The sequence below is a fragment of the Koromonas soli genome, from assembly GCF_059726265.1.
The window spans coordinates 2,895,264-2,908,115 of the sequence record NZ_AP040872.1 but is presented as its reverse complement, the minus strand read 5'-3'; the positions used below and the strand labels follow the sequence as shown (position 1 = coordinate 2,908,115).

6 protein-coding genes are annotated in these 12,852 nt (G+C 53.8%); all 6 read left to right on the top strand.

Annotated features, from left to right (window positions below):
* The first annotated feature begins 382 nt into the window (after nt 1–382).
* Nucleotides 383–4,810, top strand: coding sequence for a hypothetical protein (locus tag AC6IY8_RS12750; protein ID WP_497774878.1), 4,428 nt, complete (start codon nt 383–385; stop codon nt 4,808–4,810).
* 496 nt (nt 4,811–5,306) lie between these two features.
* Nucleotides 5,307–7,397, top strand: a complete 2,091-nt coding sequence (locus tag AC6IY8_RS12745) for an SLBB domain-containing protein (protein WP_497774877.1) — start codon at nt 5,307–5,309, stop codon at nt 7,395–7,397.
* A gap of 11 nt (nt 7,398–7,408) precedes the next feature.
* On the top strand, nt 7,409–8,686 hold the full coding sequence (locus tag AC6IY8_RS12740) for a GumC family protein (RefSeq protein WP_497774876.1): 1,278 nt from the start codon (nt 7,409–7,411) through the stop codon (nt 8,684–8,686).
* Entirely contained in the window at nt 8,679–9,947 is a 1,269-nt protein-coding gene (locus AC6IY8_RS12735; RefSeq protein WP_497774875.1) for a lipopolysaccharide biosynthesis protein, read from the top strand. Before AC6IY8_RS12740 ends, AC6IY8_RS12735 begins: the two co-directional genes overlap by 8 nt.
* The gene (locus tag AC6IY8_RS12730; RefSeq protein ID WP_497774874.1) at nt 9,914–11,050 is read left to right on the top strand and encodes a glycosyltransferase family 1 protein; all 1,137 of its coding nucleotides are present in this window, start codon (nt 9,914–9,916) and stop codon (nt 11,048–11,050) included. The genes AC6IY8_RS12735 and AC6IY8_RS12730 overlap by 34 nt, the downstream gene beginning before the upstream one ends.
* The gene (gene wzy, locus AC6IY8_RS12725; protein ID WP_497774872.1) at nt 11,051–12,535 is read left to right on the top strand and encodes an O-antigen polysaccharide polymerase Wzy; all 1,485 of its coding nucleotides are present in this window, start codon (nt 11,051–11,053) and stop codon (nt 12,533–12,535) included.
* Nucleotides 12,536–12,852 lie beyond the last annotated feature (317 nt).

The window sequence follows — 12,852 nt, the reverse complement described above, 5'->3', positions numbered from 1 at the left end:
AGTTGCACAGCGGTTCTGGCGCATCTGGCGGCAGATTGAAGTTAGTCGAGGCTCGTACTTAGGCGTCGACACACCCTCCTGAAACACCTGTGTTCTAGATTCTGTCTATTCGGAAGGAGAATATCGTGGTCCAGCGGATATCCTCAAGAATACTCTTTCTCCTGCTGGTTGTTACCTTGATTAGTAACACGTTATTTGCGCAAGACAACGCTGTTAAGTCACAGAGTAACGAACCAGTTATAACAAAAAATCACGGAAATCCCCAACCGAACAAGCTTAGAGGGGTAACTAAAGAGCAACGCCGGGCAGCCGCTGCACGTTATGCAGAACTTCGTCGTTCGACTGGACGTGCCTCCCGAGTTGGCACAGTGGGAGCGCAACGATGAAGAAATTCATAGTTACACTCGCCCTTTTGCTCTCGACCGCTTACGCTTCAGCGCAGTCTTGTACAGACTCAACAGGAAAGCCGGTTCCGAATCCCGGTTGTCAGACGGATTATTTTGGCTTATATGGCAATTACGCAAACAGCCCACTTCCCACGGTTGTTAACGGAGTTGTAACCGGCGGTGGCATTCGCAAGTTTGTTGATTCTCTGCCGGGCGTGGGTCCCGCTAACGCGAGCACCCTTGGGCCGCAGTCTTATATCTCAATTGCGACAAAGAACACATCCGCATTCCCTGGATCGGACCTTTACCAGATCGGAGTTGTCGATAGCACCTGGCAGTTCCATCGTGACTTGCCGAAGGCTACTAGAGTTCGTGGCTACAAGGACCTTGCTCCCGGTGCGGATGGGAATTATCACTACCTTGGACCCATCATCATCGCGAAGAGGGACGTTCCAGTTCGCGTAAAGTTCACCAACCTCTTAGGAACAAACAAGTTCTTCCTTCCCATTGACCGCAGCTTTATGGGCGCAGGAATGGGCCCCTCCGGAGGCATGTACTCGGACAATCGCGCGGTTCTGCACCTTCATGGTGGCGCGACTCCATGGATTAGTGACGGCACTCCTTACCAGTGGATTACTCCGGCCAATGATGCCAGCCCGTATCGCAAGGGGGCTACTTTTCAGAACGTTCCAGACATGATTGGAACGGGACTTGGAAAGGTGCCGGGCACTGCGAACGATGGGATGGGAACGTATTTCTACACCAACCAGCAGAGCTCGCGTCTGATGTTCTACCACGACCACAGCGCCGGCACGACAAGACTGAATGTCTATGCTGGTGAAGCGGCGGGTTATCTTCTCACCGATCAATACGAAGAAGACTTGATCTCAGGCACGAATGTAACGGGTGTCAATCCTTCCGCAAAGAAGGTTATCCCCGACCTTGGTGGTGTTTACCACTATGGCATTCCACTTATTATTCAGGACAAGACCTTTGTACCGAATAACTCTGGAACTTATACCAACCTTCTAGGAACTTTTCCTGTCGATGGTCAGGTGAATCAGGGCCAGCTCGCGGCGCAGGATCCGACCTGGGATACTGCAAATTGGGGACTGCCCGGCGATCTCTGGTATCCGCACGTCTACAATCCGAACCAGAATTCCGCACCTGCAGCACAGGGCGTCAACCCATTCGGAAGGTGGGATTGGGGACCGTGGTTCTGGCCTCCGGTGGATCCGGCCTCCTTAAGTGGCGTCAACCCTCAGGGCGGCTCTTTGACGAATCCTCCTGCCGGTTTGAAGGCGAACCCATACTACGTTTCGGACACCGCTACACCGGAACAGCCGAAGCAGATTCCGAGCTTGCCGAATCCATCGGCGACGCCCGAAGCCTTTATGGATACTATGGTCGTGAACGGCGCTGCGTATCCATATCTAACCGTAGCTCCCCAACCATATCGTTTCCGCGTTCTGAATGCTTCTGACGATCGCGCCCTTAACCTGTCTCTTTTCTGCGCCGACCCGAACGCTCCTACGGAAGTCAAGATGGTTGCGGCAACGACAACACCTGGCTTCCCGACGGATTGGCCTACCGACGGAAGAGATGGTGGCGTTCCTGATCCTGCCACTGCTGGACCTCCGATGATTCAAATCGGAAACGAAGGCGGCTTCCTTCCGAAACCTGTAGTGATCCCTGCAATGCCGATCAACTACGAATATGGCCGCAGGAGCATCACCGTTCTCAATGTCTCCACGCATGCTCTGTTGCTTGGACCTGCTGAGCGCGCCGATATTATCGTTGATTTTTCGCAGGCTCCCGCGGGCTGCACCAACCTTATCCTCTACAACGACGCGCCGGCTCCTGTCCCGGCATTCGATTCACGACTCGACTATTACACGGGTGATCCGGATCAGACCGATACGGGCGGTGCACCAACCACCATGCCTGGCTACGGTCCGAACACTCGCACTGTAATGCAGTTCCGCATTTCGGGCTCAGCTGGCCCGGCGTTCGATCTGGCATCTCTGGAATCGATCTTGCCGCTGGCATATGCTGCGTCTCAACCTGCCCCGATCGTTCCAGAGTCGGTGTACGGAGCCGGATTCGGCAACACGCTGCCCGATACATACGCCGCGATTAGCGCCACAGGGTTGACCTACAACGCCCCGTCGCCGATTTCATTCACGCCACTTCCTGGCGGTTCGGGACTTCTGAACGGCAACGGAGACAAGGTTACGTCGGTGGATGCAAAGTCTGACGTTACTGTTCCCATGCAGCCGAAGACGATCCAGGAGCTGTTCGAACTCAACTATGGCCGCATGAATGCCACCCTGGGCGTTGAGTTGCCATTCACGAATTTCGTCACGCAGACCACGATTCCTATGGGCTTCCTGGACCCTGCAACCGAAATCATGAATGACGGCGACAGCCAACTTTGGAAGATTACGCACAACGGAGTCGATACGCACTTCGTGCACTTCCATCTGTTCAACGTACAGGTGATTAATCGCGTTGGTTGGGATGGAAGCATACGTCCGCCAGACCCGAACGAGTCAGGCTGGAAAGAAACTGTGCGTATGAACCCTCTGGAAGACATCGTCGTCGCGATGAAGCCGGTGCTTCCCACTCTGCCGTTCTCTATTCCGTCCAGCCGCAAATATGTGGCGAACAGGGGCGGGTACGTTGACCCATCCATGCCGGAACGCTCCACGGATCTGAACTCCGATGCGCGCTCTACAGGTAATGGGTTGGTAGACCCGGCAACCGGTAACGCGCTCACCAGCTACGTAGCGGCGGGCACGACCTACGTTGATGCCAACACTCCAAGAGCAACCAGCACGCCCGCTCCGCCAAACACGTATCCCTTGGGAGTCGTTGGGTATGACACCAACAATGCTGTCGGTCAACTGGCAGGAGTAGTCGGTCAGCTGCCTGACTTCGGTTGGGAATACGTGTGGCACTGCCATATCCTTGGTCACGAAGAAAATGACATGATGCGTCCTATCGTCGTCTACCCGAACGCTTCGCGTACGGGAACGGCGCCGGGAGACATCACGAATCCCTGGCCAGGATCGGCACTCGGTTCCACTTCGATCAACTTCACCTGGACGCGCGGAGTAGGAACCACGGGATTCAGGCTGCTTGTCGGCACGACCGTCGGAGGAAGCGATCTGTATGACAGCGGTGCCACCTGGTTAACGGGCGGTTCGCAGGCTGTTACGCTAAGCTCGACACCCGCACTCGGAGCAACCATCTACGTGCGGCTCGTCGTGCAGTTCTCACCAACCTCAACTACAAATCGCGACTATACGTATACCTACCAGCCGACAAATGTTCCGGCATCGATCGTATCGCCGACGCCCGGAACTGTTTTACCCGGTTCGACGGCGACGTTCACCTGGACTGCGGGAAGCAGCACCGAACAATGGGTCTGGATTGGAACCAGCATTGGTGCAAACGATCTGGACACCTTCGGTGGCCCGGGCGTGAGCTCCGCTACTCCGACTAACCTGCCTACAAATGGCAACACTGTGTATGTGCGTTTGTATTCGCTCGTTAACGGCGCGTTTGTATCCACTGATTACACTTACACAGCCGCAAGCTCCACACCTGCCAGCATCGTTTCACCGACCGCCGGTAGTGTGTTGCCCGGCGCAACGGCGACGTTTACCTGGACTGCCGGAGGCAGCACGCAGCAGTGGCTCTGGATCGGAACCACATTGGGTGGCAACAATCTCGACACGTTTGGTGGCCCTGGCATTACCTCAGGGACCGCAACAAACCTGCCAACGAACAGCAGTACCGTTTACGTCCGTCTGTATTCGGTGGTAAACGGAGCTTACGTATTCAACGACTACACCTACGTAGCTGCGGGCCCTACGCCCGCGAGCATCGTGTCGCCGGCAGCAGGGAGTGTTCTGCCCGGTCCGACGGCAACGTTCACCTGGACAGCGGGAAGCAGCACGCAGCAGTGGCTCTGGATAGGTACTACGTTGGGTGCTAACGACCTGGATACGTTCGGCGGTCCTGGAGTTAGCTCAGCAACGGCAACTAACCTGCCTACAAACGGCAGCACCGTTTACGTGCGCTTGTATTCGCTGGTAAACGGAGCTTACGTTACAACTGATTACACCTACACTGCCTCCACGGGAGTTACGCCTGCGGCAATTGCTTCTCCTACTCCGGGAACCACGTTGCCGGGAGCGACGGCGACGTTCACCTGGACTCCGGGAAGCAGTACGCAGCAGTGGCTCTGGATCGGAACTACGCCAGGCGGAAATGATCTGGATACGTTTGGAGGACCTGGGGTTAGCTCTGCAACAGCTACCAATCTTCCGATCACCGGTGGAACTGTGTATGTGCGCCTATTCAGCCTGATAAACGGAGCGTACACATTCACTGACTACACCTATACAGCTTTCTAAGTCTTGGAGAGCCATCGAAGCGGCACACGGCAGGCATTGCCGTGTGCCGCTTCACTTTTGACTTTTCACGTTCATGGCGAGCGTTAGCTTACCCAGATGATGTCTGGCTCCCCGCCGAAATGCGTCCGCCTTAGTTCAATAAGATCGTTTCCGTACTAGAACGTGGGCGGAATGGCTAGCTTTTGATTGGTTGTACTCACGGTGGAAATAGCAATCGTCCTAAGTAGAAGTCCCCATGTACTCAGGGAAACATATCGCTTAACTTCGTCCAACAAAATGCCTCAAGCTCGACGTCTCTCGTTATGCAGTTAGCTTGACCTCACAGGGACCGAAGCTTTGTAAAGAGTTCATGAAATCATTTAACACATTCTTACTAGCGCTCTGTCTTTGTGGCTGCGCATTAGCCCAAAGCACACTGATCACGCCAAAGCAGGACAGACGCTGTGCAGAGGGTCGTTGCCAGGCCTCAGTAGAGGCTCAGTCCAGTAACGTCCTGGTGGAAAAGAATGACGCGAAGGTAGAACCTACAAAGCGGACTGAAATTGAACAGCCACGCGTGCCGCCCACCGAGTCCAAGACGGAATTTGAGGCACTTGTGGAGTCCTCCGCTGGCAAGCTACTGCCAATCTTCGGTAATGAGCTATTTCAGGGTGTTCCTTCGACCTTCGCGCCTGTCGATCGAGTGCCCGTTCCGGCCGATTACGTTATCGGGCCCGGCGACGAACTCTTGGTGAGGGCGTGGGGCTCCATCGACCTTGATGCAAAAGTGGTTGTCGACCGAAATGGTCAGGTTTATCTCCCGAAAGTCGGGGCGCAGAATGTGGCTGGTCTTCGATATGAGCAATTAGCCAAGTATCTGAAGTCCTCGATTTCAGCACAATTCAAAGATTTCGACCTGAACGTCACCATTGGTCAGCTCCGTTCAGTCCAGATCTTCCTGCTGGGAAATGTACGCAAGCCGGGCACTTACACCGTTAGCTCCATGAGCACATTAGTTAACGCGCTCTTCGCCTCTGGTGGACCTTCCTCCATAGGGTCCATGCGTGAAGTTCAACTCAAGCGCAATGGCAAGTTGGTGACGCAACTTGATCTATACGACCTGTTAGTTTTCGGCGATAAGTCGAATGATGCTCAGTTGCAGCAGGGAGATGTTGTATACATTCCCCCAGTGGGGCCTCGGATTGCGATCTGGGGTAGCGTAAATAACTCCGCTATCTTCGAACTTCGCGATGGAACTACGCTCGACCAGGCACTTCGTTTTGCGGGCGGATTGAGCAGTGTTGCTGGAGCTCAGCGCCTCACAATTGAAGGGATTGCCTCCCGCCGCGAGCGTGAAGTTGCCGAATTTACATTGCAAGAGGGGCGTGGCCGCGTGCTCCGCGACGGCGATATGGTGCGGATCTTTCCGGTGTCCCCTCGCTTTGAGAACGCGGTTACTTTACGTGGAGCCGCCGCCCAGCCGGGCCGATATTCGTGGCATGAAGGGATGCGAATTTCCGATCTGATTCCTTCACGGGAAGCCTTAATATCACGCTCTTACTGGAATAATCAGAATGCCCTAGTCGTAAACGACCAGAGCCTCTTCGCCTCGAAAGACGTAGTTGCTCCCACGGATTTCAAAAGAAACCCTTCCGAAATCAACTGGGACTATGCAGTGATTTCCCGCTTGAATCCAGACGATCTTACGACGGATTTGCTCACCTTCGCTCTCGGGCAGGCAATTGCCGATCCCTCCTCATCTGCGAACCTTGTTCTTAAGCCCCGCGATGTAGTGACGATCTTCTCGCAGGCCGATATTCCAGTATCTGTGGAGAAGCAGAACCGCTACGTTCGAGTTGAAGGAGAAGTAAACGCTCCAGGACTGTACCGTGTCACCCCAGACCAAAACTTGCGCGATGTGATTAATCTGGCCGGTGGTCTTACGACTCACTCCTATCTCTACGCTGCTGATCTCCGGCGGGAGTCCACACGCTTGGACCAGGAGGCAAAGCTGAAGCGAATGACCACTCGCTTGGAATCAGAGCTTTCCGCCAGAATGGCGAAGCGTATCCCAAATGCGACGGCCGAGGATATTGCAGCGGAGCAGAGCTGGATTTCCGAGCAGAAGGCCTACCTTGAAAGGCTATCTCAAGTGGTCCCGACAGGACGGATCGTTCTCGATATTAACCCGGAGGCGCACACCATCGACGCTCTTCCTCCGCTGCCGCTCGAAGATCATGACGTGATTCGCATACCCAGCCGGGGCGGAACCGTGGAAGTATTCGGTGCGGTGAATAACGAGAATGCTCTCATATACCACGATCGCGCCACGGTTTCTCAATACCTTGCCAAAGCCGGTGGACCGACGCGAGACGCAGATACAAGCAGGATGTTTTTGATCCGCGCTGATGGCTCGGTACTGGCGAAAACAAATCATAGTGGTCCCTGGGCTACAAAGCTCGAAGCGATGCGCCTAATGCCGGGCGACGCCATCCTGGTGCCGCATAAAGATTTCAGCTACGGATTCCTGCGTGGACTACGTGATTGGTCGCAGATCTTTGGCCAATTCGCTTTGGGGGCAGCGGCGGCCAAGGTGTTGGGACAATAAGAGTAAGCAAAATGACTGTCGATACCAAAAACACGGGAACAGTGACGTTAGTATTGGATTCATCTTCGCTGATGAATAACAGGAGAACGGAACCGGACTATTCTTCGCTGGAATTACTTCTCGAGTTAGTAAGCAAGAAGCGAACTATTGCGAAGATAACCACGGCGGCAGCCGTGCTCGGCCTGGTGATAGCTGCGATCCTTCCCAATCGATACTCGGCCACAACCCGAATACTCCCTCCACAACAGGCGCAATCATCGGCCGCAATGGTTCTCAGTCAATTAACCAGTGCAGCGGGTGGCAACTCTTTGCCCTCGGTGGCGGCAAAAGAGCTTGGCTTAAAAAACCCGAATGACATTTACATAGGAATATTGAAAAGCCGAACCATAGAAGATTCGCTTATCAATCGATTCGAGCTTCAGAAAGTCTATCGTGACAGAGATCTGACGACTGCTCGCAAGGACCTTGAAGACTGGAGCGAGATTGCGTCGTCAAAAGAGGGCTTGATCACCATTTCTGTAACGGACAAGGACCGGAGCAGAGCTGCCCATATCGCGAATGCCTACGTTCAAGAACTTCGAAATCTCACGCAGGTGCTTGCAGTAACCGAAGCTTCACAACGACGAATCTTCTTTGAGGGTCAACTGGAAAAGGCGAAGGATGATCTGTCACACGCCGAATTTGCGCTGAAAGAAATGCAGCAGAAGACGGGACTTGTGCAGATGGATGGACAGGCTAAAGCCGTTCTTGAGGGAATGGCGACGTTACGCGCTCAGATCGTGGTGAAGGAGGCAGAACTAAATGCTACCAAGGCGTATGCCACGGATAAAAACCTCGATATTCAGATGGTCCAGCGCGAACTCAATGTTCTTCGTAATCAGCTTGCCAAGATGGAGCGAACCAACGGTGACACTCAGTTCGAAGTTCCGATGGGCAAGATGCCAGATGCGGGCATCGATTACATGCGCAGGGTTCGCGATCTGAAGTTCGCTGAAAACGTATATCAGCTTCTAGCAAAACAACTCGAGGCAGCTAGACTGGACGAAGTCAAAGACGCCGCACTTATTCAGGTGGTGGATTCTGCCACCGAACCTGACCGGAAATCTTCACCCAAGCGAGCGCTTATTGTATTGCTCTGCGCGGCATTAGGTTTTGTGTCTGCAATTGCTATCATCGCAGCCCAGAGGTTGCTGCGTCAGTCGATGAGCGACCCCACTCGCGCGCGACTACTCCAGACGTTGTATTCATCGCTGTCTCCCCGATTTGCTTCGGAGACCAAGCGTGACTGATTCGGTGGCCATCAACGAGGTTGTAACAGCGCCATCGTTGCGCTGCAACTTCAGTTGGACCTTGGCCGGCAACGTGATTTATGCGATTTGTCAGTGGAGCATGCTCTCGATGCTCGCCAAGCTTGGAAGCGCCGCATTGGTTGGACAATTAGCACTCGGCCTCGCTGTTGCTGCTCCAATATTCATGTTTACTAACCTGCAGTTACGCGGAGTTCAGGCCACCGACGTGACAGCGGAGTTCGAGTTCGCGGACTATTTCGGCTTACGTCTCATGGCTTCGCTGGTAGGTCTTCTCGCGGTCGTGCTGATCAGCTTCCAATATGGCTCAGATCGGTTGACTGGATACGTTCTCATCCTCGTAGGAATTTCCAAGCTCATTGAATCCATGAGCGATGTCATTGCTGGATTTCTGCAAAGACAGGAGCGCCTCGATCAGGTCTCAAAAAGCTTGATTCTGCGTGGAGTGTTTTCCGCAGCGGCGTTTGGGATCGTTTTTAGAACCTCGCAGAGCTTGATTGCGGCTTTAATGGCGTTGATTGCAGTTTGGACGATCATGCTGCTCGTTTACGATGTGCGTTGTGCCCGAGCTCTACTCAAAGCAGGTGCACCATTCTTTGCACTCCGAGGCATGCGGCTCCATAAACTGGCATGGCTTAGCGCCCCACTAGGCATCACCCTCGCATTGATGTCTCTGAATGTAAATCTTCCCCGCTATGTTTTGGAACGGTACATGGGAAAAAGCGAGTTGGGCATTTTCGCCTCTCTTGCGTATCTTCTCGTAGCACTGAACCTGGTCGTGAATGCTCTTGGGCAGTCCGCGACCACTCGCTTATCTGTGTTGGCTGTCCTGCATGATCGAAGTGAGTTCATCAGGATGATGACGAAGTTGGTCTGCATCGCGACTCCGATCTTGATTGTAGGTATTCCGGCGGCGATTGTATTCGGCTCACCCTTGCTTACATGGGTGTATCGTCCGGAGTACTCGCCTTACCTAAATGTTTTCGTAGTAATGGTCGCCACCGCCGGTGTGGGGGCAATTGTCTCATTTCTCGGATACGGGGTGACCGCCGCCCGTTGCTTTGCTGTACAGATGCCAATCACCGCCGTTTGCACGCTTTCGACCGGCATACTCTCCTTCATTTGGATTCCACGATTCGGCATGCTCGGAGCTGCTAACGCCTTACTGGTCTCGTCTCTTCTCAATCTGCTGGCTTTTGCTCTTGTGTTGTGGCGCATCCTCCGTTCGATGGAGGCTCGCTAGTGCGTATTCTCCACGTTTTAGGTGGACTCAATCAAGGAGGTGTCGAGACCTGGTTGGTGCAGGCAATGCGTCATATAGACCGCACTAAGTATGAATTCGATTTTCTCGTGCACACATCTGATCCTTGCTCCTACGATCAAGAGGTGCGTGCGATGGGCGCGCGCATCTTGCCATGCTTATCACCGTCGGATCCAGCGCGTTATGCGATCAATTTCTTCCGCGTGCTGCACGAGCATGGACCTTACGATGTTATCCACAGTCATGTACACCACTTCAGCGGATACGTGTTGGCGCTGGCAGGTGTGATGGGAGTGCCATGCAGAATCGCGCATAGCCACTGCCATACCAGATCAGTAGAAGAAGGGCGCTCCCACGCTCGTCAAGCCTACCTGTTGATGATGACGGAACTCATCTGTAAGTGCGCAACCTATGGCGTTGCAGTGAGTGATCTCGCCGCCTCGGACCTTTTCGGAAAGGAATGGAACCGGAGTTCAAAATATTCGATTTCGTTCCTCGGAATCGATGCGAAGCCATTTCTCTCCGAGGTGGACCCGGTTGAAATCAGACGTTCTCTCGGCATCGCGGACAAGAGTTTTGTCGTGGGCAATGTGGCCAGGTTTAGTCATCAGAAGAATCACCGCCTGATGCTGGACATTGTCGCCGAACTCGTAGCTCGAAAACCGCACACTGTGCTGTTGCTCGTAGGAGATGGGCCTCTTCGGCCCGAAATAGAGACGGAAGTCCGTCGTCTGGGGCTTGGCTCTTACGTGAGATTTCTCGGCCTTCGTAGCGATGTCCCGAAACTTATGCGTGGTGCAATGGATGTCTTCCTCTTGCCTTCGCTCTATGAGGGGCTGCCTTTAGTTCTTCTGGAGGCACAAGCGGCGGGGCTGCCGTGCGTTGTTTCCGAGACGGTCACCAGCCAAGCCTCCGTTGTGGACGGAGCGGTGAGGTCATTGCCGCTGGACAGCTCTCCCGCAGAGTGGGCCGCCTCGATATTGACTTCAAGCCGCACAGGAAAGGAATGGTCCTTCCCTGAAAGTTTCACGATTGAAGCATCTGTCGATCGTCTGTGCAAACTGTATTCGGGATGGAATGGATAAATGGAACATCATCACATCTCTCTTTCCAGCCGAATCGGCAGCGCGACCTACGCGCCGACGGCGGCGCGTATTTCTGATGTGGTTTGGTGTTCCCTGAGTTATGCCTTCTGTCTTGTCACTTTCATCGGATGTCTTGTTTTCGCTCCTAACAAGCTGCTGTTTGGGGCCAGCTTATTCTCTGCTGTTCCCACAGTTGTGGTAGCGGTGCGTACTGCTCGCTACGGCTCGGCTGTTCACCCATTCGCTCTTTTTTCAGGAGTATATTGCGCGTATAACGGCATTCTGCTGATGCGGTACGCATTCCTCGAGCCCAGTGATTTTCCGTATCCGATCACTATCACTAGCGAGACACTGCTTCATGCCTCCGCTCTTAGCGCTCTTGGAGCGTTTGGGATTGTCCTCGCATGGCTTTTCAGGAAAAACGAGATGCGAGTTATTCGCGACGCTGCGGTTGATGCAGTGATGCGAGTGCATGTGTTTCAGATTGGTGTCGTTTTCTCGCTGGTTGCATTTGCGATGTACTCTGTCCACGCACACCAGATGGGTGGTCTCTCCGCCCTGCTTGCGCTTGATCGGGTACAGAGGTTCCAACTGGAACGCGATGTTATTAGCTTGCCCTTCGGTTCCTTTGCGGTCACAGGCTTACCCCTGCTATTTCTTGGGAGCAAAGCTTCGCGAAGAAAGAGAGCTTTGGCGTGGGGCGTCGTCTGTGTCTGGATGTTCCTTCTCACCATGCAGAGTGATCGACGCATAATGTTGCAGATGCTACTAGCGGTAGCTGGAACTTTAAGCTTACTTCGCCCGCGCCTACTGTCCTTGAATAAGAAGACACTCGGTACCCTTTGTGCGCTGATTATCCTGGGCGTTGTGATTGGCCAAGTGCGCGGGATCGGTGTGGAGTATATCCGCGACTCCTCCTTCAGCGAGGTCGTTGCACAGTCCGGGAAGGTAAAAGTCAGTAACTGGTTTTTGCCTGAAAACACTGAGTTAGCAGGGCCGTATGTCGCGGTTCTCCAAGCCACAGCGACGCATTCTTCACTTAGGATCGGCTCATCTTATTTCAACACTCTGCCCACTTTTATACCGAAGGCTCTTTATCCGGGGAACAAGTCCACGGCACCGTCCGATGTCCTTTCCGAGGCGATGAGCCCCGGGAATCCGTTTCCTCCCGGATGGGGGTATAGCCCAGTTGCGGAAGCTTATGAGAACTTCGGCGTTGTCGGCGTACCCATCATGATGGCGGGTTGGTCGCTTATGTTTTTGGTGCTTGGATATGTGCGCCGGGCCTCACTTGCCGGCATTCTGTTTTCTTCCACACTGTTGCAGGAAGCTATCAACGTCAACCGCATTGACTTTCGAACGCTTTATCTTGAATCGATCTTTTGCGCCGTCACAGTCCTTCTGGGGTTGGCTTGCATCAAGTTTTTAGCTGCATTTGACGATACCAGCCATCCTGTTACCGGTCTTACTGAGGTGGCGCAGTGAAACTACTCCTTCCTTACGATCAGAGATTTCTTCGCTGCCCTCACGGGCGGATTTTCTCCGACAGAGCGTACGATTACGACTATTTTCAAGCGCGCTATTTGAACGTATTTGACTCCGTCTCCATCCTGTCCCGGGTGCAAGACGTTGATGAGTGCAACCACGCAAGCACTATCGAGGGATCACGAGTTCGAGTTCTGCCGCTGCCCAACTGGCAAGGCTTTGCAGGGTTTGTGCGCAATCGGCGGAAAATTTTAAAGGTCGGACTTGAAACTCTGAAGGAACACCCAGCCGTCATCCTTCTCGGACCGGGTGGCATT

Coding starts and splice junctions, on each gene's coding strand:
- AC6IY8_RS12750 (WP_497774878.1), top strand. CDS start 383: ATGAAGAAATTCATAGTTACACTCGCCCTTTTGCTCTCGACCGCTTAC.
- AC6IY8_RS12740 (WP_497774876.1), top strand. CDS start 7,409: ATGACTGTCGATACCAAAAACACGGGAACAGTGACGTTAGTATTGGAT.
- wzy (WP_497774872.1), top strand. CDS start 11,051: ATGGAACATCATCACATCTCTCTTTCCAGCCGAATCGGCAGCGCGACC.